This window comes from Parendozoicomonas haliclonae (assembly GCF_900174585.1).
GTDB lineage: Bacteria > Pseudomonadota > Gammaproteobacteria > Pseudomonadales > Endozoicomonadaceae > Sansalvadorimonas > Sansalvadorimonas haliclonae.
In genome coordinates, this window is the sequence record NZ_FWPT01000004.1 from 312414 (window position 1) to 337152 (window position 24739).

At 52.4% G+C, this 24739-nt stretch carries 20 protein-coding genes; 7 read left to right on the top strand and 13 right to left on the bottom strand.

All coding sequences use genetic code 11. The features are described from left to right. Positions 1–8 precede the first annotated feature (8 nt). The 8 genes from EHSB41UT_RS10510 to pilG all read right to left on the bottom strand — a co-directional run bounded on the left by EHSB41UT_RS10510 (position 9) and on the right by pilG (position 12913). Positions 9–473, bottom strand: a complete 465-nt coding sequence (locus tag EHSB41UT_RS10510) for a chemotaxis protein CheW (RefSeq protein WP_087109518.1) — start codon at positions 471–473, stop codon at positions 9–11. After that, positions 466–1542 carry a chemotaxis protein CheB gene (locus tag EHSB41UT_RS10515; RefSeq protein WP_087109520.1) on the bottom strand — a complete coding sequence of 359 codons (1077 nt, stop codon included), beginning with the start codon at positions 1540–1542 and terminating at the stop codon, positions 466–468. Before EHSB41UT_RS10515 ends, EHSB41UT_RS10510 begins: the two co-directional genes overlap by 8 nt. Next, positions 1535–8257, bottom strand: a complete 6723-nt coding sequence (locus EHSB41UT_RS10520; protein ID WP_087109522.1) for an Hpt domain-containing protein — start codon at positions 8255–8257, stop codon at positions 1535–1537. Before EHSB41UT_RS10520 ends, EHSB41UT_RS10515 begins: the two co-directional genes overlap by 8 nt. 42 nt (positions 8258–8299) lie before the next feature. Further along, entirely contained in the window at positions 8300–9211 is a 912-nt protein-coding gene (locus EHSB41UT_RS10525; RefSeq protein WP_087109524.1) for a CheR family methyltransferase, read from the bottom strand. 59 nt (positions 9212–9270) lie between these two features. Further along, complete coding sequence (locus tag EHSB41UT_RS10530; protein WP_087109526.1) at positions 9271–11355, bottom strand: methyl-accepting chemotaxis protein; 2085 nt, start codon at positions 11353–11355, stop codon at positions 9271–9273. Between the two features lie 167 nt (positions 11356–11522). Then, positions 11523–12086 carry a chemotaxis protein CheW gene (locus tag EHSB41UT_RS10535; RefSeq protein ID WP_087109528.1) on the bottom strand — a complete coding sequence of 188 codons (564 nt, stop codon included), beginning with the start codon at positions 12084–12086 and terminating at the stop codon, positions 11523–11525. Between the two features lie 19 nt (positions 12087–12105). After that, positions 12106–12471, bottom strand: a complete 366-nt coding sequence (gene pilH / locus EHSB41UT_RS10540) for a twitching motility response regulator PilH (RefSeq protein ID WP_087109530.1) — start codon at positions 12469–12471, stop codon at positions 12106–12108. Positions 12472–12523: 52 nt separating this feature from the next. Next, a complete protein-coding gene (gene pilG / locus EHSB41UT_RS10545) occupies positions 12524–12913 on the bottom strand; it encodes a twitching motility response regulator PilG (protein ID WP_087109532.1) in 390 nt (129 codons plus the stop codon). A 313-nt stretch (positions 12914–13226) separates the two neighbouring features. On the opposite strand from pilG, the gene gshB reads away from it, so the two are divergent. From gshB to ruvX, 4 genes are all read left to right on the top strand, one after another. After that, on the top strand, positions 13227–14183 hold the full coding sequence (gene gshB / locus EHSB41UT_RS10550; protein ID WP_087109534.1) for a glutathione synthase: 957 nt from the start codon (positions 13227–13229) through the stop codon (positions 14181–14183). Between the two features lie 105 nt (positions 14184–14288). Next, entirely contained in the window at positions 14289–15182 is an 894-nt protein-coding gene (locus EHSB41UT_RS10555; protein WP_087109536.1) for an energy transducer TonB, read from the top strand. Positions 15183–15218: 36 nt separating this feature from the next. Continuing rightward, complete coding sequence (locus EHSB41UT_RS10560) at positions 15219–15794, top strand: YqgE/AlgH family protein (protein ID WP_207626617.1); 576 nt, start codon at positions 15219–15221, stop codon at positions 15792–15794. 17 nt (positions 15795–15811) lie between these two features. After that, a complete protein-coding gene (gene ruvX / locus EHSB41UT_RS10565) occupies positions 15812–16261 on the top strand; it encodes a Holliday junction resolvase RuvX (protein WP_087109538.1) in 450 nt (149 codons plus the stop codon). Positions 16262–16282: 21 nt separating this feature from the next. Here the strand turns inward: ruvX and EHSB41UT_RS10570 are convergent, their stop codons facing one another. Both EHSB41UT_RS10570 and EHSB41UT_RS10575 read right to left on the bottom strand, forming a co-directional pair. Further along, entirely contained in the window at positions 16283–17407 is a 1125-nt protein-coding gene (locus tag EHSB41UT_RS10570; protein WP_087109540.1) for a PilT/PilU family type 4a pilus ATPase, read from the bottom strand. A 32-nt stretch (positions 17408–17439) separates the two neighbouring features. Next, entirely contained in the window at positions 17440–18477 is a 1038-nt protein-coding gene (locus EHSB41UT_RS10575; protein WP_087109542.1) for a type IV pilus twitching motility protein PilT, read from the bottom strand. 181 nt (positions 18478–18658) lie between these two features. Between EHSB41UT_RS10575 and EHSB41UT_RS10580 the strand changes: the two genes are divergently transcribed. The 3 genes from EHSB41UT_RS10580 (at position 18659) to EHSB41UT_RS10590 (ending at position 20911) form a co-directional block, all read left to right on the top strand. Continuing rightward, a complete protein-coding gene (locus EHSB41UT_RS10580) occupies positions 18659–19345 on the top strand; it encodes a YggS family pyridoxal phosphate-dependent enzyme (RefSeq protein ID WP_087109544.1) in 687 nt (228 codons plus the stop codon). 49 nt (positions 19346–19394) lie between these two features. Further along, complete coding sequence (gene proC, locus EHSB41UT_RS10585; protein ID WP_087109546.1) at positions 19395–20228, top strand: pyrroline-5-carboxylate reductase; 834 nt, start codon at positions 19395–19397, stop codon at positions 20226–20228. Between the two features lie 122 nt (positions 20229–20350). Beyond that, positions 20351–20911, top strand: coding sequence for a YggT family protein (locus tag EHSB41UT_RS10590; RefSeq protein ID WP_087109548.1), 561 nt, complete (start codon positions 20351–20353; stop codon positions 20909–20911). Positions 20912–21032: 121 nt separating this feature from the next. Here EHSB41UT_RS10590 and arcC read toward each other — a convergent pair whose 3' ends face one another. From arcC to arcA, 3 genes are all read right to left on the bottom strand, one after another. Beyond that, on the bottom strand, positions 21033–21971 hold the full coding sequence (gene arcC, locus EHSB41UT_RS10595; protein WP_087109550.1) for a carbamate kinase: 939 nt from the start codon (positions 21969–21971) through the stop codon (positions 21033–21035). Between the two features lie 120 nt (positions 21972–22091). After that, positions 22092–23096 (bottom strand): ornithine carbamoyltransferase, encoded by a 1005-nt coding sequence (argF, locus tag EHSB41UT_RS10600; protein WP_087109552.1) that lies wholly within the window; start codon positions 23094–23096, stop codon positions 22092–22094. 108 nt (positions 23097–23204) lie between these two features. Further along, complete coding sequence (gene arcA, locus EHSB41UT_RS10605) at positions 23205–24431, bottom strand: arginine deiminase (protein ID WP_087109554.1); 1227 nt, start codon at positions 24429–24431, stop codon at positions 23205–23207. Positions 24432–24739: the final 308 nt, after the last annotated feature.

Below are 24739 nucleotides of genomic sequence, written 5' to 3' on the forward strand. Positions count from 1 at the left end.
CGAAATGCTCACTGGTTAACGGTCAACAGGTCTTCCAGCTTATCAAGATCAGGAATCGCAGCCGTTGCGCCAGATGCCTTTACATGCATTTTAATAATTTCAGAAGCAGCAGACTGTTCACTGGCAGTCACATCACGGCCCGAGAGTCTCAAGGTGCGCGGAATACCTTGAATGATCAAAGCATAAAAGGGCAGTTCACTCTTTCCCGATATACCGTTCACAATGGCAAGACGGGTTTCTTCTGCACGTTCTTTCATGGTGCCATTACCGGCACGCTCAAAAGACACCAGAGGAAGCTTAAGACCACGCCAGGAAACTTCGCCAAGGTACCAGTCAGGCTTGCCTTCAACAGGCTCAGGCTGCTGCCAGCCAATAATCTCGGCGATCACCGTACCCGGCACCAACAGCAGGCTATCCGTCAGAGGCACCAGCATACTGGCCAGCTGTTGTTCCGACTTCAAATCTTCAGACATTGCTATCGCTCCTGATTAGCGTTTGGCTCGAACGCGCCTTGTCCTTCGCAGCCTCAGCCGTAATGTATTCAACGAGTTTTGCCGCCAGCTCGCGTGGTGTTCCCTGACAGGTGGCACTCTCAGCCTCAATAATGGCTTCGGGCATCACACTACTGGCACAGTCTTCCGGAGTTTGTACCCAGACTGGCAGGTTATGCTGTTTGAAAACCCGCGCCTCAAAAGAGCCATCTTTGCCCATACCGGAAAAGATCAGAGCGCCGCAGGTTCCCGGCCATCCTTGTCGCACCGCCAGCATGACTTCATCAATATTCGGGCAGTAAACCCCGGACCATGATTCATCCAGAATCTGTACACGGTGACGGCTATCAAACTCTATCTTCTTCTCAATGGGGGTAAACAGCACCTCACCATTGTGTAAAACCTGCCCGCTTTTGGCTTCAACAACTTCACAATAACTGTGTCGTGCAACAGTGGAAGCCAGAATGGAGGCAAATTCCTGATCGATATGCTGCGCATAAACAAAAGCGACAGGCAGACCGTCGGGAAGATGATCCAGAAACTCTTTAACGGAATGCGGGCCGCCTAAAGATGCCCCTAGCACCCAGACTCTTTCTGCCGGTACCTTCGGGTATTCACTCTCTTTTTCCTGCGTAGAGCGAATCGGCCAGGTGACTACATTTCCCTTATGGGAATTTGAAGTCTCTGCCGATCTGTTGGCATCAGAATCCAAAGTGGCAGGCTCACGAAACTCTCTCAGCTTACGGGTCAGCCTGCGAACCCAGTGCGCGTATTCCACACTCTGCAATCCACCGGGCAAGCCCATATCAAAAAAGACAGGTACGGAAGGTACTTCCACCAGCCGGTCGAGCAGCTCGCCGTGATCTTCTTCTTTTTCAAGATCAACAATCCACGCCCGCACCAGCGGTGAGGCCAGCAGCTTATCACTGCAGCCCTTGGGTGGCGTATTCGCCACCACATAAAAGCCCTGCTGCTCCAGAGTCTCCCGTAACCGCTGCCGCACCAGTGTGCGGTCAGCGATAATACCAATCCCTCGACGCTTATCAGTCATGGCGCTGGGCAAAGCTGGCTATGGCTTCAAGCAACATCGGCTCCTGGAACGGTTTACCCATGTAGTCGTTCACACCAATTTCCTTCGCACGCTGACGGTGTTTCTCACCGGTACGGGAGGTGATCATGATAATCGGCGTACCCTTCAGATCCGGATGGTTACGCACCGCAGTCGCGACTTCAAAGCCGTCCATCCGTGGCATTTCAATATCCAGCAGGATAACGGCAGGCCTGTGCTCCTGCAGCAGCGCCATGGCTTCTACACCATCACGCGCAGTCAGCGTCTGATAGCCATTCCGCTTCAGCAGACGGCCGGTAACCTTCCGTACGGTAACCGAGTCATCGACCACCATAACCAGATTGTTTTCCTGCTCGACGGCAGCGCCGGCACCTTGTTCGATAGCAGTTTTCTGTCTGCGGGTGTGGTTCAACAACAGGCCAACCGGATCAAGGATCACAACCACACGACCATCACCAAGAATGGTGGCACCACTCACACCACGAACACCGGCAAACTGGGCACCGAGGCTCTTCACCACGATTTCCCGGCTGGCAACAAGGCTGTCTACCTGGATCGCAATACTGTTTTCACCGGAGCGAATCAACAGAACCGGCAATTCCTGGGTCACGTTATCCAGTCTTGGCGGACGCTCGTTCAACAGCTCGCCAAGGTAATGCAGCTGGTAATTTCGGCCGGCGTACTCGAGATCCTGTACATCACCTCGGTAATGACTTTCCAGCTCAAACGGGCTGAGACGTACAATACCTTCCAGAGAGTTCAGCGGGATCGCAAACTGGTCTTCACCGATATTAACCAGCAGAGCCCTGTTTACAGATAGGGTGAATGGCAGACGAATCTCAAACTCGGTGCCTTTGCCTTCTTCACTGTTGATCTCAATATGGCCGCCCAGCTGCTTCAGCTCGCTGTTCACCACGTCCATACCCACACCTCGACCGGAGATCTGGGTTACGTTGGTTGCGGTCGAAAAGCCCGGCTGCAGTATCAGCTGGGAGATTTCCTTGTCGGAAACAGCAGTATCGCTGGCCAGCAAGCCTCGCTCTTCGGCTTTACTGCGTACGGCAGACATATTCAATCCACGGCCATCATCGCCAAGGGAGAGAACAATCTCGCCACCTTCACGGGCCAGGTTGATGCTGATTTCGCCAACTTCGTTCTTGCCTTTGGCAACACGGTCTTTGGCGTTATCTTCGATTCCGTGGTCAATAGCGTTACGCAGCATGTGCTCAAGCGGCGAGATCATCCGTTCCATTACAGAGCGGTCCATCTCACCTTCCGCATTCACAACCTTCAGCTCAACCTCTTTGCCAAGCTCGGAAGACACCTGACGCACAATGCGTCGCAGACGCGGCAGCATACGGTTAAACGGCAACATGCGGGTACGCATCAAGCCTTCCTGTAGTTCCGTGTTAATACGGGACTGCTGGAGAAGCAGGGTTTCGGAATCGCGGTTCTTGTCCTCAAGGGCTTCCTTGAGATCCAAAAGGTCAGTCGCGGATTCCACAAGGGAGCGGGACAGCTGAGTCAGCTCCGAGTACTGGTCCATTTCCAGTGGGTCGAACTCAGGGTGTTCGGCCAGTTCGCCCTCGTGGCGAGAAAGAATCTGAGCCTGGGTTTCGATGTCCAGACGACGCAGCTGTTCCTGCAGACGCTGAATGGTCGCGTGCATCTCTTTCAGGGTGTAACGATAGTCACTGATCTGCTGCTCGATACGGGAACGGGAGATACTGGTTTCACCCGCCAGGTTAACCAGCTGGTCAATCAGTTCTGCCGGAACACGTACCATTTCCCGATTACTGCTGTCAGCCTGACGCTCTGTTGCCTGATTCAGGAACACCGAGGCCGGGGCGGCAATACGCTCACCGGAATCCTGAGAGCTTGGGAATTGCACGACATTGGTAACAGGAGCGGCGGTAGTAGCTTCAACCTGAAGCTCTGCAGCATTCTGGTTTTGAACAGCCTGCAGTGTCGCTTCAAAGTGTTCCTGTAACTCTGCAAATACGCGCATCAGCGGACGAATCTCGTCGGCATCAGAGGCCTTGCGCGCCTGCAGGTCGATAACCTGCACTTCAAATTCATGGCTGAGTTCACCCAGAGTACTGAGACCCGCCATACGTGCACTGCCTTTTAAGGTGTGCAGGTCACGCATCAGCAGCTCAGAGAACTCTTGATTATTGGGTTCATCCAGCCAGGCATTAATCTGGCGTTCAATATCTTCCAGCAGATCGACCGCTTCTTCCCGGAAGACATCAAACATCTCAGGATCAAGATCGTCTGGAAGAGCTACCGCGGGACCGCTGGCAACAGCAACAGGTTCGATCTCACCAATCTCAACGGAAGGTTCGATTTCTACAACCTGAGGCTCTTCCTGAGCAGGAGCAGGTGAGCCTGCTTCTTTTAGGGAAGACTGCATCATGGCGCGGATATCACTGCACAGCTGTTCAGCCGGAACACTTGGACGGTGGGAGCGGATAGCGCCCAGCATCTCTTCCAGCGCATCATGGCCGCGCAGCAGCAGGTTGATCAGGTCGCCGGAAATATTCAGACGGTTCAGGCACAGCGCCTCGTAAATATCTTCCAGCTCATGGGACAGATCGCTGACAGGCTCAATACCTGCCATGCGGGCTCCGCCTTTAATGGTATGCAGATAACGCTGAAGCTCAGTCAGAAGACCAAGGTCTGCATTGTTATCGAGCCAGCTTTGCAGCGCCGAGGATGCACCATCCAGGTTATCCATGGCTTCATCAAGGAAGATAGCCAGCAGTTCGTGATCGCTTTCTTCTTCTACGACTGGTTCATTAGCCGCCGGCGCAGCTTCATGCTGCACTTCTTGAATCGCTTCCTGTATGGCTTCAATGGCTGGCTCTTCTTCCAGCTCATCAATCAGTGCCTGCAGACGGGAGAGCAGAGATTCAGCAACAGATGGGGTTTCCTGTGCAGCCAGACGATCCATCATATCGGTCAGGCTGTCGTGAGCCTCGATCAGGGTCTGAATAACAACATCGGAAATATCAGTTTTCTGATGTTGTATCGCCTGATAAACCACTGCCATCTGTTCAGCCAGATCAGCAAAGGCATCCAGTTCAACTTCCCGGGCTGAATCAACAAGCTCCAGCAAGCCACCGTGAAGGTTGCGGGCAACAGACGCCTCCGGATTTCTATCCCAGGCCAGCAGGGCTGGAACAGCATCCAGAACCAGATTCATATGACGGGAGATAAACTCCCCATACGATCTGGCTTTCTCCTGAGCCGTCTCTTCAATCGCCTGCTCGCTCAGACGCTGATCGCAATAGGCATCGATCTCGGCAATCAGCGCAGCTGCACCTTCGATTTCCAGCTCTACCGCAGGCTGAGCATTAACCTGTTCAATGCCATCAATAATTAACAGGTTGCAGCGAGCCAGATAGCTGACCACGGTGCCATTGGCTTTAATACCGTGGCCGCGGAACTCTTTCACCATCCGCTCAACGGACTTAACCAGAACAGCAACCTGGTTTACGCCGGCCATACCCGCACTGCCCTTCAGGGTGTGCAGGGCACGCTGCAGATCATCACTGATAATCAGCGCGTCAACATCAGACTCATTGAACTCTTCAACAAAGGCTTCTACCACTTCCAGATGAGTGTTCGCTTCTTTGCTGAAGATAGAAATCAGCTCAGCATCAAATACCGGTTCAACGCTATCAAAAACGCTACTTTCATCAGCAACAGCCTGATCAGCAGCAGCTTCCGAGATATCAATGAACTCATCATTAACCGCCGACTCGTCTTCAAGGCTAAGATCAATTTCAATGTCTTCGAGCTCTGCCTCATCCTCTTCGATAAGGATCTCGTCAACGGAGAGTTCTTCAAGAATCAGCTCATCAGCGGAAACATCTTCCTGAACGGGTTCCTCAACGGTAAGTTGAACGTCTGCAGTCGTCGGCTGTTCACCACGCTCCCAGGCTGCTGCTTCATCCACACAGGCCTGAACTTCAGCAGTAATTTCCTGACGATTATTGGCATAGTCCTCAACAAGACTTGGCAGCAAGGCGATAACCCGCTCAACCAGAGCAACAATGCCTGGGGTGCTTTCAACCGCACCTTCAATAACCCGGTTGAGCATATTTTCGATAGACCAGCCTAGCTCACCCAGAACGGTCGCCCCAACCATGCGACCGCTGCCTTTCAAGGTATGAAAGGCTCGGCGGAACTCAGTCAGTGCTTCGGTATCGGTACGATCAGCCTGCCAGCGTGGGAAGTACAGAGACAGTTGCTCACGCACTTCACCGACTTCTTCAATAAATATCTCGACAAGCTCTTCATCTAGCTCGTCATCATCGTCTTCTTCCAGCTGCAGGCTTTCGGCTGCAGTTTCTGGTTCGACGACTGCCGGTTCTTCCTGCTCAGGAAGATCATCAATGTCTTCAATAGTCAGTTCGAGATCAGAGCTTTCTTCCGGCTCATCGCCCACCAGAGTCAGGTCTGGTACAACAATCCCTTTAACGGCCTCGACGGGCTCAGTCTGTGCAGAATTTTCTGCAGGCTCGTCGAGTTCACTCAGCTCGATATCTTCAAGGGTGAAGCCAAGATCATCGTCATCACTTTCCAGAGAAAGCTCTTCTACCTGAACATCTTCAACCGGTTCTTCTTTAACAACCGGCTGGGCAGATTTAGGAACCAGCTCAAGATCCAGGTCGAGATCAAGCTCCAGCTCTTCTTCAGCTACATTCGGAGTGACTTCTTCCGGCTGCTCGGGTTCTTCAGGCTTCTCTTTAGCAACCGTTTGTCCCGGGCGTGGTGCCTGATCAAAGCTGTCTACCAGATCCAGATCGATCTCAACGGCATCGCTGAGCGGTTCAGGATCTTCAGCTTCATCTTGTTCCTGCTCTTGCTTCTGCTCTTGCTCCTGAGCTTCATCCATCAGCTCAAGAGTCAGCTCTTCATCAGAGTCTGGAATATCAGCTTCCGGCGTATCAATCATGCGTGCGGAAGCAACCAGCAGCTCCAGGCTTTCTGCTGCCAGATCAAGGATGCCTTCACCCTGATCATCCGCAGAATTGCCCAGACGCTCCAGATAATATTCAACACCGGCCAGCACATCGGCCAGCAGCTCCATGCTCTGCCATTCTGGTTCCTGATCAGACGACAGCAGCGTTGTTTGAATATATTCACTGGCAGAGTGTACCAGCTCAGAAACTCGATCCTGCTGGATCATCGCCATGCTGCCACGGACAGCTGCCAGGATTTCCGGAACGATATTCAGGCTTTCCCGATTCCAGCCAGTGGCAGTGAAATCGACAATGGCATCCTTCGCGTTAATCAAGCCGGAGCAGGCTTCCTGAATCACGGTGACACGAGCAGAGCGAAGGTCTGCGGGCTCATCAGACAACATTGGCTGGCTGAATCCGGCACCACTGGCCATGCCACTTAACGTGGCTTCGACATAAAGCAGGCTGCCGGCAATATCCATCAGCTTGTTGTCGTCATGGCTCTGGCTGTTCACCATCGCCGAGAGCGTATCAAGCTGTTCCAGAATCACCTTCCGCTGAACACCAAGCCCCAAGACCGCAAGAGTATCGGCAACCTGACGCAGGGTAGATATCTGACCATCCAGCGAGTTCTGGGCATCACCGGGATTACGCATATAAAGATCAAGCGCATCCTTAACGGTCATCAGCTCATCAGAAAGGCTCTTGATAACCGACTGCATGGTTTCCCGATCCGGACCAGACAGCTTACGACGTTCCTCGTTGACGGTATTTTCGTCAATCAGAGCCACATCGAGTTTGAATCGCTCTTTCAGGTTATGGGTGCGGGTATCGGTACTGCTGCTGCGAGCGATATAGAACAAAGAGTTCTTCAGCAGATCTTCCGGCACCGGGCCATTAAACGCCTGTGGACCATTATTAATAAGATCCGCCAACTGGCCATCAACCTGACGCAGCAGGTTACGCACTGCCGCATTGTTGCGAACATCGCCAGTCACAACGGACTGCAGCAAGGCATAAGACACTGGCCAGATATCTGCTACCGGGTAGCCTTTACAGAGAGACTCCATCCGTTCAAAAACACGGATTAAATAATTCTGACTGGTGACATCAGAGGGGTCTTTGAAGAAACCCACCAGAGCAAACTGATACATCTGGCGCAGCTTTTTCAGCAGCTGAGTCAAAGAGCTGCTTTCCATCTTTTTCAGCTCATGCTCACTGGCTGGTGCCGTGATGGCTGAAAGGTCAGGAGTAAACAGAGATGTCTCCGACAGCAGGTTTTCACCACGGGCACTGCGAAGATCATTCAGAATAGGAAGGATAACAACCGGCAGATCACGTCGGCCCGACTGTACCTGTTCAAGATAATGCGGCAGCTGAATCATCGCCTGCATCAGTACTTCATGGGCATCATTCCGGCTCGGTACAGAACCGTTAATGAGCGCATGTACGAGATTTTCCATCTCTTCGGCCAGCAGAGCTGCACTGTAAAACTCCACCATATCCAGCGTGCCGTGAATCTGGTGGATATAGTTCAAACAGAAACGCAGACGGGAATCATCCTGCTCGCCATTGTTGGAACTGTTTACAAAGTCTTCCAGTGACTGGCGAGCCTGGGTGAGGGTCTCAGTGATTTCTCCACGCACCCAGTCCAAAGCCACCCAGTCCTGAGACTGCTGGCCGTGTTTTGGCTGTTCGTGGTCACCTGAATTGCGGCGATCCCCCATAATCTCTCCTGTCCAGTACGGCCTGCGCCGCTTATGTTCTGGTTATTCTTCCCGTGCCTTCATGGCACTGAAACTGTTAAGAAGCTTTTCCCGGGCAGTCTGTGCTTTCTTGCGAAAAGCCAGAACCTGCTCGCAGCCAACCGGCTCAAGATCCGGATGACTCCATTGACTGATTTCGCCAGGCCCCAACACCAGCAATCCGCCGGGAGCCAGCCGTTCAACAAGCTGCTCGATAATGGTGATACGACGCCAGCGGCGGAAATAAATAAGCAGGTTCTGACAGAAGATCAGATCCATATTGCCCATGGGAGCCCGGTCAAGATTGAGAACATTGACCCGGGTGAAGCAGACCCGCTCTTTAAGACGCGGGCAGATACTGACTTCACGACTGCCGACACTTTGAAAGAATCGGTCGGTCAGCGCGGTGTCTAAACCAAACAAGCGACTATTGCTGTATACCCCTCTGCGGGCATGAGCCAGTGCTTCAAGGCTGATATCAGTACCGGTCACGGTAAAGGGAATCACACGATCCTGACGGCTGACCATCTGGGAGAGCAGCATGGCCATCGACCATGTCTCCTCTCCGGTTGAGCAGCCAACACTCCACGCCTCAATGGGGCGGGTTCTGTCACTGGCCAGCAGACTGGCGATAAATTCCTGAGCGGTATCGTAAGAGGGCAGGTGCCGGAAGAAGCGGGTTTCCCGCACCGTGAGATACTCAATCAGGCGCGCCCATTCCATATTGGAAGAAGGCCTGTTGACCAGTTCAAGGTAGGAATCGTGTTCATTGATGCCCAGCTCACGCATCCGGCGCACAACACCGGCCTGGAGGATTGAACGGTGTCCCCAGCCAATATGGTTACCGGTACGTTCTTCAAACAGCTGCTGCCAGCGGTCAAACTGGGACCGCGTCATATCCGGCAGACGCTCTGTTATCCAGGTGGGCATCGACATTCTATGGTTCCTGTCAGCAGTCAGGAGCAGGATGCCTATCCAGCTCCCGACTCGTCAGATCAAGCCTGTTGATACTCAGCCTCATCGAAGGATTCATTACTGAATTCTTCTTCAGGCAGCTTAAAGCCGGATACGGATTCACGCATCTCACTGGCCATCTGGGCAAGGTTACCGATGGACTGTGCGGAAGCGTTGGTACCGGCAGACGTCTGGGTGGTGATCTCCTGGATAACGTGCATCGTGTTGGAGATGTGACCGGCAGAAGACGACTGCTGACGTGCTGCTGCGGAGATGTTGGAGATCAGCTCGGACAGGCTTCGGGATACTGTCTCGATCTCTTCCAGGGAAACACCCGCATCCTGCGCCAGGCTCGCACCACGTACTACTTCAGAGGTGGTCAGTTCCATCGAGATTACCGCTTCGTTGGTATCTGTCTGGATGGTCTTAACCAGGCCTTCAATCTGCTTGGTTGCCGCAGAGGAACGTTCCGCAAGGCGCTGTACTTCGTCCGCAACCACCGCGAAGCCTCGACCTGCATCACCGGCCATGGAGGCCTGGATCGCAGCGTTCAATGCCAGAATGTTGGTCTGGTCGGCAATGTCGTTAATCAGGGATACGATGTCACCGATCTCCTGGGAAGATTCACCCAGACGCTTGATCCGCTTGGAAGTATCCTGAATCTGCTCACGGATGGTATCCATGCCCGCGATGGTGTTCTGTACAACCTCGTTACCCTTGTTCGCGAGTTCTACCGAACGTTCCGCTACCGCGGAGGACTCAACGGCGTTGGCAGATACCTGATCGATGGATACAGCCATCTCGTTGATCGCCGCAGACGCTCCGGCAATTTCCTGAGCCTGGTGCTCGGATGCATCAGCAAGGTGTCGTGCAGTGCTCTGGGTTTCTTCCGCAGCCTGGGCTACCGATACCGCAGTAGTGTTGATGGTTTCTACCAGAGTCCGCAGCTGCTCGATGGAGAAGTTAATGGAGTCAGCGATCGCACCGGTAAAGTCTTCGGTTACGGTTGCGGTTACGGTCAAGTCACCATCCGCAAGGTCGGCCAGTTCGTCCAGCAGTCGCAGGATCGCAGACTGGTTGGCTTCGTTGCTGGCAGCTGTTTCCTGCAGACGCAGACGGGTTTCGCGAACCATGCTCCAACCGATCAGGAGCAGGGAGAGCAGGGCAATCACACCCGGTGCGATTACCGTAAATTCATTACCCTCGATAGGGGTACGGTCGTTAGACAGATTCTTGAATGCTTCGGCCAGGTTGGTGGTATCACCCAGCAACTCGCCGGAGTCAACGAAGATCGCGTCGGATGCTTCACGCACCAGGAACAGTTCAGGAGAGGTATCAAGGATCTCATCCACAGAGCCGGATACGAAGGCGAACAGGTCAGAGATCTCGGTCAGCAGGAAGATAACCTCCTCATCGTCGATACGCTCAACGTCCATGGCCTCGTTACCTTCCAGCATACCTTCCAGTACACGACCAAAGAGTTCTGCGTCACGGCTGAAGCTGTCTGCCGCCAGTACCGCGTTCTCACCACCTTCCAGTACCTGGGAGATACTGTTTACGATACGTTCCGCACGCAGGGACTGTTCCTGAGCCTTCTGTACCTGCAGAGCCGGGGCATCGATATCGAGGAGAATCTGTACGACTTCGTCGTATTCCACCTGCAGCTGCGGGATGGTTTCAGCGAGAGTCAGAGCAACGTCGTGGAGGGCCAGAACCGTCTCTTCGTTGCTGATAATGCTGTCGGCATTTTCCTGTACACGTTTCCAGGTAACGGTCAGTTCCTGCATCTGTGAAGGCGCCAGCCCACCCAGAGTGCTTACAGGAGGAAGACCGGTAGACGCATTACCTTTTTCCAGCAGGTTGTAACGGGTTTCAAACTCGTTACGGGCATCCTGCAGCAAGGCAAAGGCCTCTTCCTTACCGGAAACAGCTTCCGTGGAGTTTTTTGCAATCTGCTGGGACAGAACCCGGAGATCATCCGCATGGGTTACATATTCCCGGTCAAAATCCGACAGTCGGTTGGTGTACCAGAAGGCTGCCACCATCGCTATCAGCGAGACTGCTAGGACACCAAACAGAATACCTGTAATTCTGTTGGCGCCTGATCCTGAATTTTTGGCTCTCATTGTGTTTCTGGCTCCCGCTAGCCGAAATAATCCCTATTGTTATTCTTTCTTCTCAGCCGTCTTCACTGCAGTCGGCTGAACCCTGTACCTAAGTGGCTATTCATTCCGCCGGGAATGGAACACTCGCTGTGCAGGGCTGTCGGAAAGTGCTGAGGACGAACCGTCCATCAGGCTACAGCAATGCTTGGCGACACCTGCAAAAACTTCTCATTACTGGCCAGGGCTTTCAGGCTGAGTACCAGATACTCAGACTCATGCTGCCCGACTTTGTGCAGGTAACTGCCAGCCATGCAAAAACGCAAACTCTCTGGAACCGAGGCTGGAATGCTCCCGTTATAGGTTTCCGCCTCGAAGTGCTGCATTCCAAGAACACCATCAACAATCAGGCCACAAAAGATGTCGCCTAATTCAAGAACCAGCACCCGTTTACCGGATAAGGTGGAGGCTTCCTCAAGATTCAGGAAACCGCCGAGATCGATCAGAGGCAGAAGCCGTCCGCGCACGTTGGCGACACCGCGAACCCAAGGCATGGTGCCCGGGATAGGAGTGATGGCACCAGGAAGGTGGAGAATTTCATGAACTTCATCCAGCGGGGCCACATAACGCTGACCACGCAAAATAAAGGCGACACCGCTCCAGTAACTGCGGAGCTCTTCCTGAGCAGGAAGACCGGCGGCACCCATACGGGCCCGCCGGTCAAAATCAGCCAGTAGCTCAAACGGTTTCTGCATGCTTTTTACCTAAGCCTGCTCAGGCTGCCATAACGCTTTTCAGCGTCTTGATCAGCTCACTTTCATCAACAGGCTTGGTCAGGTAACCCTTGGCACCCTGACGCTCGCCCCACACACGATCAGTTTCCTGATCTTTGGTGGTCACGATAATGACCGGAATGTCACTGGTGTCCGCTCCGCGGGTCAGCTGTCGTGTAGCCTGGAAGCCATTCAGGCCCGGCATAACGATATCCATCAGCACAACATCAGGCTTTTCTGCGCGGCACAAGGCAACACCATCAGCACCGTTGTCGGCTTTAAGAACTTCGTGGCCATTCTTGGTGAGAATTTTTTCAAGAATCACAGTTTCTGTCGGAGAGTCGTCTACGATCAGTACTCGTGCCATGTTTCCCCCATTAAAATCTTTACAACAATGTGGATAAGCGTTTGGAAAATGATCAGGCCACTTCCGCCGTCAATTCCTTGATGGCATCCAGCAATTCATCCTTGCTGAAGGGCTTGGTGAGATATTGATCCGAGCCGACGATGCGTCCCTTGGCCTTATCGAACAGGCCATCTTTACTGGACAACATAATGACGGGTGTCGTTTTAAAGCGGCTGTTGTTTTTGATAAGCGCACAGGTCTGATAACCGTCGAGACGTGGCATCATGATATCGACAAAAATCACATGCGGTTCGGTATCAGCAATCTTGGCGAGAGCATCAAAACCATCGACAGCCGTGATGACCTCACAGCCAGCCTTTTTGAGAAGGGTTTCAGCGGTACGACGAATAGTTTTACTGTCGTCGATAACCATGACCCGGAGATTTGCAAAGTTGTCACTCATTGTTCTTTTCACCTCTCCAGATTGGCCTGCCACGACAACATCCCTGATACAGACTTATATAAGACTGCTGTCTTCGGTTACGGACAAAACCGCTGGATACATTTTTCTTTGGAACCTTTTTTAACATACATCACTAATGCATGCTACAGAGCCTGTCTAACAGGGATCACACTTTTGAGATAAGTCATTGCTACGGCGGCCACAAACAAACAATTCTGTCTAATGCTCTGATTTGTGTGCAGGTTCAGGTTCTTTGCGGGGGCGTGTTTCGTTAGAATGTCGTCCGGTTATGACGTTTTGTGAGTCCTATAAAATGACTATCCGCCTCGGCATCGTGATGGATCCTATCCAGGACATCAATTTCAAGAAAGACTCTTCTCTGGCCATGCTTCTGGCCGCCCAGAAGAGAGGCTGGCAGCTCTTTTATATGGAGCAAAGCGATCTTTTTCAGGAAGACGGTGTGGCCATGGGCCATATGGCACCTCTGGAAGTGCGCGCCAATCCGGAAGACTGGTTTACTCTCGGCAAGTATTCTCAGGAGCCACTGAGCTCCTTGAACGTCATCCTTATGCGCAAGGATCCGCCGTTTGATAACGAGTTTATCTACAGTACTTATATGCTGGAACAGGCTGAGCGTGATGGCACTCTGGTCGTGAACAAGCCTTCCAGCCTGCGCGATTTCAACGAAAAGTATTTTGCTACCCTGTTCCCTCACTGCTGCACCCACAGCATGGTCAGTCGGGATATGAACCGACTGAAAGAGTTTGCTCTCAAGCATGAAGATGTTATCTACAAGCCTCTGGACGGTATGGGCGGCACCGCAATCTTCCGTGTGAAGAAGGGCGATCCTAACGTCAGCGTGATTCTGGAGACTCTGACCCGATACGGTACCGAGCAGATCATGGCTCAGAAGTTTATCCCTGAGATCGTTAAGGGCGATAAGCGCATCCTGATGATTGATGGCGAACCTGTTCCCTTCTCTCTGGCCCGTATTCCCCAGAAAGGTGAAACCCGTGGCAACCTGGCCGCCGGCGGAACGGGTGTCAGTCAGCCACTCTCTGATCGTGATCGCTGGATTGCTGAGCAGGTTGGCCCCACACTGAAAGAGAAAGGTCTGATCTTTGTCGGGCTGGACGTAATCGGTGACTATCTGACCGAAATTAATGTCACCAGCCCAACCTGCATTCGCGAAATCGAAGACCAACAGGGCGTTGTCATTGCTGACCGGCTGATGGATGTGATTGAAGAAAAACTGGCTCAGCGTAAATAACCATAAGCCGACAATGCCCGCCTTTTACACAGTGCGGGCATTTTTATGGTAAACAGTCTTCGGACATACGCAGGAGCATTAACAATAAAGACGCTTTCCAACACAATGTCGTCCAACAAGATGTCAGGCAGTATACCCAGCTCAACCGGGATCACCCGTTTCAGCCCCGCGACCGCAGCCAGTACCGCTGTGGCTGTGGCGCTGCACGTCATTATTATTTATGGATTGGGCTTTGCTCTGGAACCGCCCAAGATGCCGGCCCAGACCATGGAGATCACCCTCGCCACCTTTGCCACGGATAAAACGCCCGACAAGGCCGACTATCTGGCACAGGAAAACCAGCAGGGTAGCGGCACTCTGGATGAAAAGGCTCGTCCTTCCAGCGATATGCCGGCTCCGTATCAGGATAACAAGCTGAGAAACGTTCAGCTTGAGCAGCAAACGGCAGCACTTCCGGAAACCACCGCCAGCAAGGCCACGCGGGTAACGTCCACCAAAGGTGAACGCAAGGTGGCTTCTGCGGATGTTCAGCAAAAGGAAAACCCGGTTGAAAGTGCCGAAGTGCCACGCAAACGCATCGACCTGAGCTCTGAAATCGCCAGCCTTGAGGCTGACTTCTTCCAGCAGCGTCAGGAATATGCCAAGAAGCCGGTTGTCCACCGGATCAACACCGCCTCAACCCGCAAAGCTGATGTTTATTATCAGGAAGCCTGGCGCAGGAAAGTGATGCGTGTTGGCCAGATCAACTATCCTGCAGTAGCACGTCAGAACAAAATCTATGGCGAGCTGCGCGTTGCGGTTCAGATCCATCGTGATGGTTCACTGCGCAACGTTGAGATCCTGCGTTCATCCGGCCATGACATTCTGGACAATGCCGCCCTCCGGATTGTGCGCATGTCGGCTCCGTTCACACCTTTTCCACCAGAGCTAAAAGGGTATGATGTTATAGAAATCATACGGACCTGGCGCTTTGAGCCGGGTGATCTGTTCAGCGGGTAAGGCAGTCTTTCCCGCTTACAATCTGATGGCACCATTATGCTGATGACCAAAAGCAGTCTGCGAAATACACTGCTGATCGCTATGCCACAGCTGGAGGATGAAAACTTCTCCGGCTCGGTCATCTATATCTGTGAACATAATGAAGACGGTGCCATGGGGCTGATTATTAACCGGCCCCTCAGCGTTCCGCTCCACGAGCTGTTTAATAAAACCGGCATTGCTTACCAAAGCCAGTTGGACGAACTTTCCGCTTCGATCCTCTACGGCGGTCCGGTCGATATCGAACACGGCTTTATCCTGCACACCTTCACTGGCGAGCTGGATGAAAGAGCTTCTATACCCGTAACCCACGATATAGCTCTCACATCTTCCCGAGAACTCCTTGAGGATATGGGGCAGGGTAATGGTCCTCAGTATGCGCTCGTTTCATTGGGCTACGCCGGCTGGGGGCCGGGCCAGCTGGAGCAGGAGCTGGCCGATAATGCCTGGCTGAACAGTCCGGCTGATAAAATTATTCTTTTCCAAACCCCTTACGAACAACGACTCGAACGAGCCTGTACTCGCATCGGTGTTGATCTGGCCATGCTCAGCCATGAAGCAGGCCACGCCTGAGATATTAAAATCACTTTATGAAGAAACCTCCGTATCAGTCTGTTATGGGTTTTGACTTTGGCACCCGCAATATCGGTATTGCTATGGGGCAGGCCGTCACCCAGACAGCCAATGCTATTTCTCCCATTAAAGCCCGAGATGGCATCCCGAACTGGGAAGAGCTGGAACGTATTGTTGAAGAGTGGAACCCCGATGCCTTTGTGGTCGGCATTCCGCTGAATATGGATGGTACAGAGTCCGATATGTCCAGACGGGCAAGGAAGTTTGCCAACCGGCTGATGGCTCGCTTCAACCGAGCATGGCATCCGGTCGATGAACGCCTGACATCGTTTGAAGCAAAGGAATGGGCGGGAAGACTCGGCCACAAGGGTCACTATGGCAGTAACCCTGTGGACGCGATGGCTGCTCAACTGCTTTTGGAAAGCTGGATGAACGGCGAAGGGGCAGAGCTGTTAGCTGTCAATTAATGTCTGACAGCTAATCAATCATCAGTGCTCTTCATCCTGAATACTGAGTCCACCAGCAATCTTGTTCAGATGCTCGGCATCGGTCTCGGAACCCAGTTTAATCATCAGACGCAAGTCGTTCGCTGAATCCGCATGGGCGAGAGCATCTTCATAGGTGATCTCGCCATTTTTGTAGAGTTCATACAGAGCCTGGTCAAAGGTCTGCATGCCCTGCTCGTTAGAACGGGCCATCAGCGCCTTCAGCTCATGGACTTCACCTTTACGGATGGTATCGGATGCCAGCGGCGTATTGATCAGAACCTCTACCGCCGGACGACGTCCCTTCCCATCCGGCGTTGGAATCAGCTGCTGACCAACAATCGCCTTCAGGTTCAATGACAAGTCCATCCAGATCTGGTCATGACGATCAGCCGGGAAGAAGTGAATAATCCGATCCAACGCCTGGTTAGCATTATTGGCGTGCAGAGTCGCAAGACACAGGTGACCGGTTTCCGCGAACGCCACCGCATGCTCCATGGTTTCCCGGCTCCGCACCTCACCAATCATGATCACGTCCGGTGCCTGACGCAGGGTATTCTTCAGCGCTACTTCAAAACTGTCGGTATCCAACCCCACTTCTCGCTGGGTTACGATGCAGCCCTGATGCTGATGGATAAATTCGATCGGGTCTTCGATGGAAATAATATGCCCGGAGCTGTTGCGGTTCCGGTGACCGATCATAGATGCCAGAGACGTAGACTTACCTGTACCGGTACCACCGGCAAAGATAATCAGACCACGCTTGGTCATCGCCAGCTCTTTGATAATGTCCGGCAGACCAAGGCCGTCCACATCAGGAATCTCTGTCTCAATACGACGCAGCACCATACCGGCCAGGTTACGCTGATAGAAAGCGCTGACCCGGAAACGGCCAATCCCCCGGGCACTGATCGCAAAGTTCAGTTCATGGTTGGCTTCAAACTCTTTCTGCTGGCCCTCATTCATAACCCCAAAGACAATCTCTTTGGTCTTCTCGGGAGACAGCGGCGATTTTGAAACAGGAATGATGCGCCCGTTAACTTTGATGCTGGGCGGCATCCCTGCAGTAACAAACATATCTGAAGCCTTTTTCTCAACCATCAGCTTCAGAACAGGAGTCAGGTCCATTCTTTATTGTTCCTTATTGAATGGCTCTTGGCCTATTTAAAAGACTCAGGAGTCTTGGCTTTTTCCCGTGCAGCTTCGACCGAGATAACACCTTTATCCACAAGATTGCGCAGACAGCTGTCCAGCGTCTGCATGCCCAGAGCACCACCGGTCTGAATCGCGGAGTACATCTGTGCCACCTTATCCTCCCGGATCAGGTTACGAATCGCCGGCGTACCGATCATGATTTCGTGAGCTGCCACCCGGCCACCGCCTTTCTTTTTGAGCAGGGTCTGGGCAATAACCGCCTGCAGGGATTCCGAAAGCATGGAACGAACCATCGCCTTTTCTTCCGCTGGGAATACGTCAACGATACGGTCAATGGTCTTGGCAGCAGACGTGGTGTGCAGGGTTCCGAAAACCATGTGACCGGTTTCCGCAGCTGTCAGGGCAAGACGAATGGTTTCCAGATCCCGCATTTCACCAACCAGGATGATGTCCGGGTCTTCACGAAGTGCGGAACGCAGTGCGTCGTTAAAGCTGTGGGTATCCCGGTGAACTTCCCGCTGGTTAATCAGGCACTTCTTGGGTTCGTGAACAAATTCGATAGGATCCTCGATGGTGAGGATATGGCCGTAATGGTTTTCGTTGATGTAATCGATCATCGCGGCCAGGGTTGTGGACTTACCGGAACCGGTTGGCCCGGTAACCACACACAAGCCACGGGGCTTGTTGGAAATATCCTTGAACACCTGCCCCATGCCCAGGTCTTCCATGGTCAGAACCCGGGAAGGGATGGTCCGGAATACCGCACCGGCACCGCGGGCCTGGTTAAAGGCGTTGACACGAAAACGGGCAACTCCGGGAACCTCGAAGGAAAAGTCTGTTTCCAGAAACTCTTCAAAGTCCTTGCGCTGCTTGTCATTCATGATGTCATAAATCAGCGCATGCACATCTTTATGGCTGAGTGCCGGCAGATTGATTCTGCGTACGTCACCATCGATCCGGATCATCGGCGGCAGACCAGCAGAGAGGTGAAGGTCAGACGAGCCTTGCTTTACACCGAATGCGAGAAGTTCAGTTATTTCCATGCCTGTTCCATATCCCGGAGCTTCTGGACACGGGGAATGGCTGCCCCAAAACCAGAACACTCATGTTATTCGCTTTATATTCGCTGCACTCATAATATTCGGCGCGGTCTTCCTGTATTCTAGACCTACTGCCTTAAGCAGTAACCGAACCGAATTTTGTTCATCACGATATTACACGGCTATGACCTCAATAGAAACGCGCTTGCAGCAGACCCGTGACAGCATTAACGAAGCCAGGGAACGTTTCGGTAGAACCGATGCTGTACAACTTCTGGCCGTCAGCAAAACCAAGCCGGCCGAGCAGGTGAGGGAAGCCTACCAATACGGACAACGCGCCTTTGGTGAGAACTATGTGCAGGAAGGCGTAGACAAGGTTAAAACTCTTGCAGACCTTGAAGGTATCGAGTGGCACTTCATTGGCCCGATCCAGTCCAACAAAACCCGCCCTGTCGCTGAAAGCTTCGACTGGGTTCACAGTGTTGATCGTTTAAAAATCGCTTCACGCCTCAGTGAACAACGCCCTGCTGACCTGCCACCATTGAACATCTGTTTGCAGGTCAACATTGATAATGAAGCGAGCAAATCTGGCTTTACACCCGAACAGGTGCTTGAGGTTGCTGAACAGGTGATCGCTCTGCCAAATATTGTGTTGCGTGGCCTTATGGCCATCCCAGCCCCAAGCGAGACCGAAGAAGAGCAGCGTAAGCCTCTGCGAGCCATGAGCGAATTGCTGCATGAACTGCAAAAACGTTTCCCGGAGCTACCGCTGGATACCCTCTCCATGGGCATGAGTGACGATATGGCCGCCGCCATCGCTGAAGGTGCCACCATCGTACGTGTTGGAACCGCTATTTTTGGCGCTCGATAATACGAGCCACCTAACAAGAACTGATTAACCAGAATTACACAGGTAGAGAATGAGCAAAGCAGATTCTGTCACACTGGCCTTTATTGGTGCCGGAAACATGGCCGGCAGCATCATCGGCGGTCTGGTACAAACCGGCTGGCCGGCGGAGCAAATCATCGCTGCCGAGCCGAGCAATACCAAGCTGGATGTTCTGGCTGAAACACTGGGCATTCGCACAACTAACAATAATGAAGACGCTGTAGCCGCTGCGGATATTGTTGTACTGGCGGTGAAACCACAGATTATGAAATCCGTGGTTGAGCCTCTGGCTGCTTCTTTTCAGGAACATAAACCTCTGATTGTTTCTGTGGCTGCCGGCATTCCGGAAAACAGTCTGAACCAGTGGGCGGGCGGCAACATGGCTATCGTGCGCTGCATGCCTAACACCCCATCTCTTGTTCAACTGGGCGCCTCCGGTCTCTATGCCAATGCATTGGTTTCTGATGAGCAGAAGAGCGTGACTGAACAAATTATGGATGCCGTAGGCATCTCCAAGTGGGTAGAGAGCGAAGCCGGCATTGATGATGTGATTGCTCTTGCGGGCAGCGCACCGGCTTACTTCTTCCTGATGATGGAAGCGATGATCGAAGCCGGTGAAAAGATGGGGGTTTCCAAAGAAGCGGCTTCCGAACTGGTGATTCAAACAGCCCTTGGCGCAGCAACCATGGCGAAGGAAAGCGATGTTGATGTCGCAGAACTGAAGCGCAGAGTTATGTCGCCCGGTGGAACCACGGAACAGGCTATCTTTTCTTTTGAGGATAGTGGTATTCGCACCATGGTCGATAAGGCCATGAATGCCTGCCGCAACCGGGCAGAAGAAATGGCAGACGCATTCAAAGACTGAGTCAGCACCTGCATCCCGGCGGTACATTGTAATACGCCGGGATATCCCTCATATTCAATACTGTACTCATTAAAATCTGCTCTTGTGACAAGACAAGGCACTCAAGGCGAGACGCTTACTGAATGTCCAGCACACTGATACTTCTAATCGATATTGTTGGTGGCCTTTTTGTGATGGCCATCCTGCTGCGCTTCCTGCTTCAGCTGGTAAAGGCTGACTTCTACAACCCTATCTCCCAAGGTATCGTTAAGGTTACCAGCCCCCTGCTAAACCCTCTGCGGAGAATTATTCCGGGCTTTGGCGGTTTTGATCTGGCATCACTGATTCTGGCCTTTATTGTTCAGTGCGTGCTGGTGATGCTGAAGATGAAGATTGCCGGTTACATGATCTTCGGCTCCCAACTCCCGACTATTGCCCTGCTGTCTGTGCAGGAGCTGCTGTTCACCCTGCTGAACATCTACCAGTTTGCTTTGCTGATCATGGTTATTGCCAGCTGGGTAGCACCTTCCAGCTATCACCCGGGTCTGATTCTTCTGCATCAGCTGACCGAGCCTCTGTGCAGCCGGGTTAGAAAGTTCATCCCGCCAATGGGTGGTCTGGACTTCTCGATCATGGTGCTGTTTATCGCCATCATTCTTTTGAAGAATATGGTTGCCACCATGAGCATTCTTCCGGGCATGTGATCTCAAATAGCCCGTATATAAAGAACCCGCATATAAAGAGGCCTGCAAATGCAGGCCTCTTTATTCCCCCCGGAGCTTCTCTCTACAAAAGCTCTCTGCTTATTTTTTACGGACTTCTGACTTACTCGTAATAACGAACCCCCTCCTTCACATCATTGCGAATCACTGTACCGGAATCGCCGGTCAGGATTTCTGCAGCCTTGGCCAGAGAGCCAATTGCCGCCATTTGGCCGCCGTTACGTACGAACTGTACGCAGGCTTCTACTTTCGGGCCCATGGAGCCAGCCGCGAAGTTGAACTTGTCCATCGCTTCTGGAGTGATGTACTGAATATTCTGGGAATCCGGCTGACCAAAGTTGGTTGCAACCGCTTCTACATCACTCAGGATTAGCAGCGCATCAGCTTCAATACCTTCTGCCAGAACACGGGAAGCACGATCCTTGTCGATAACCGCTTCCACACCCACCAGTTTGCCATCCGGAGCACGCTTAACCGGCACACCGCCACCACCGCCACAGATCAGAGTAATCTGTTCATTGGCAATCAGGTGCTGCAGGGAAGACAGTTCCAGAATTTCCTTTGGCATTGGGGAAGGAACAACACGGCGCATGTACTGGCCGTCAGCCTTCATCACCCAATGTGGATTCTGGTTCTGAACTTCAACGGAATCTTCCAGACTGTAAACCGGGCCAACAAACTTGTCCGGTGCAGCAAAGGCTGGATCTTCCGGATCCACCAGAGTCTGGGTAGAAACTGTGCAGACTTCCCGGCCAGGCATGCAGTTTCTGAGTTCCTGCTCGAACATAAAGCCGATCATACCCTGAGTCTGGGCGCCCAGAGCATCCAGAGGGTATGGAGTGACTTTGCCATAGGCTTCGTTCATCAGAGCCAGCAGGCCAACCTGTGGACCGTTGCCGTGGGTCAGGATGACCTGATGGTCACGAGCGATACGGGCGATGGCTTCTGCGGCTTCACGGATATTCTTACGCTGAACTTCACACTCCAGTGGTTCACCGCGCTGAAGAATGGCGTTACCGCCAAGGGCAATAACTACACGCATGATTCTGTTATCTCTTGATTTCGATGAAGAGAGGTGAAGCGCCCTCCTGATCGTTTGCACAAGTGCACAGGAGCAATAGGTTGGAGAGCGCTTCAGGGTGATCATTCAATCCGGTGCGGATCAGTCGCCCAGGGTTGCTACCATCACAGCCTTGATGGTGTGCATGCGGTTTTCGGCTTCATCGAAAACGATGGAGTGGTCGGACTCGAATACGTCTTCAGTCACTTCAAGGCCGTTCATGCCGTACTTCTCGGCAACATCCTTACCGATCTTGGTTTCATCGTTGTGGAATGCAGGCAGACAGTGCATGAACTTCACGTTCGGGTTGCCGGTCTTGCGTACGCAATCCATGTTGATCTGGTAAGGGGTCATCAGAGCAACACGCTCATCCCAGGCATCTTTACTTTCACCCATGGATACCCACACGTCGGTGTACAGGAAGTCCACGCCCTTCACACCATCTTCAACACTTTCGGTCAGAGTGATCTTGGCACCAGTCTTCTCGGCAATCAGGCTGCACTCTTCCACCAGAGATTCTTCAGGCCAGAAGGCTTTTGGAGCGACCAGACGGATATCCATACCCATCTTCGCTGCGCCAACCAGCAGGGAGTTACCCATGTTGTTGCGGGCATCGCCCAGGTAAGCGAAAGACATTTCGTTCAGTTGACGACCCTGACCGTGTTCAATCATGGTCATGAAGTCAGCGAGGATCTGGGTTGGGTGCCATTGGTCAGTCAGGCCGTTCCATACTGGCACACCGGAGTATTCACCCAGTTCTTCAACAGCAGCCTGGGAGAAGCCGCGGAATTCGATACCGTCGTAGAAACGACCCAGTACACGTGCAGTGTCTTTTACAGACTCCTTGTGGCCCATCTGTGAGCCGCTTGGGCCGAGATACGTCACATGGGCACCCTGGTCGAGGCAAGCCACTTCAAAGGCACAACGGGTGCGGGTGGAGTCCTTTTCAAACAGCAGAACGATGTTCTTGCCCTTCAGGCGCTGCTGCTCGTAACCGCCGTATTTGGCTTTCTTCAGTTCGATACTCAGATCGATCATGTGCTGAATTTCGCGAGGGGTGAAGTCCAGCAGCTTCAGGAAGTTACGGTTACGCAGATTGAAAGCCATTGTCTTGTCCTTAAACGTTTTCCGTATAAACGGTTTTGGTCGTTAACGTTATTTGGTTAGCTGGCAGCCGGGAGGAAGCATCCGGCTGCCCTTGTTGAAAACGGAGACTTAGATATCGTCACGCTGGATTGGGCAGCTCATGCAGCGAGCACCACCACGTCCGCGGCCCAGGTCTTCACCAGGAATGGTGAGTACTTCGATACCGGCAGCCTGCATGTTCTTGATGGTGTGAATGTTGCGCTCATAAGTCACAACCACACCTGGACGAACCGCCAGAACGTTGTTGGCATCGTTCCACTGCTCACGCTCGGCTTCGTAGATGTCGCCACCGGTTGGGATCAGACGCAGCTCGGAAACACCCAGGGAACGTTCGATAGCCTTGATGAAGCCATCCTTAACGCGGGTGGTCACCAGCTCTTCGTTATCGCCCATGGTCAGTTCCCAGCACGCGATGTCGCCCTTCATGATGTCTGGGTAGTAGGTGAAGCAGTCGATATCCATGTGGGTGAACACGGTATCCAAGTGCATGCAGCTACGTGCCTTAGGCAGTTCCAGAGCGATAACCTTCTTGGCCTGGCCGGTCATGAACAGTGCACGGGACAGCTGCTCAACACCTTGTGGAGTGGTACGTTCGGACATACCGATCAGTACAGTTCCACGACCAATTACCAGAACGTCGCCGCCTTCAATGGTGGACAGGTCATAGTTCTGATCGTCATCACCGAAGTAGGTGAAGAAGTCAGAGTTCTTGAACATTGGGTGATGGTTGTAGATAGCGCGCAGGTGAACGGTTTCACGCTTACGGGCTGCCTTGGCCATTGGGTTCATGGAGACACCGCCGTAGATCCAGCAGGAGGTATCACGGGTGAACAGATGGTTAGGAATAGGGTCGATCAGGAAGTCGCTAGGGCTCATCATGTCCAGAGTCATGCTCTTGGACAGACTGCTATCCAGCTCAGATACACTCAGACCACCGATCAGGTAACGAGCCAGGTTGTCGTTATCCATGCTGCTCAGGTGAGAGCGAACATCTTTGGCTAGATCATTACCGAAGCGGTTTTTATTCACCTGGTGATCCAGGATCCAGTTTTTGGCTTCGGTACTCGCCAGAGTTTCTTCCAGCAGATCGTGCAGCAGGAAAACTTCAGTGCCGTTATCTCTTAATACTTTCTGGAAGGCATCGTGTTCTTTGCCAGCCAATTCAATACGCAGAACATCATCAAACAGAAGTGATTCACAGTTAGATGGAGTCAGTCTATTAAGACACAGATCTGGTCGATGTAGAATAACCTTTCTTAATTGACCAACTTCAGAACCAACATAGAAATCTTTCATCGTTACCACCTTTAATTGATTAATACTTCTCTAGAAATAATCAGGATTTTTTTGATGAAAACGGCATCAATCCACCACTAAAGAAACAAACATTTTGTTCCTGAAAAATGACAAACTGATGTCCAGAAAAAACAGGCTCCCCCATACCCAAACACTTCTATCCGATGGGGTCTGCCCTTCAGTTGCGACTCAGTCTATGCCTGCCAAAAATGGGGTTATTGATCTGAATCAGCCTTTTTTATTTCGGTTATCCACTATAAGAGGATTATTTCGATGCTTTATGCGTTATGAGAAACAAGCTATCCACT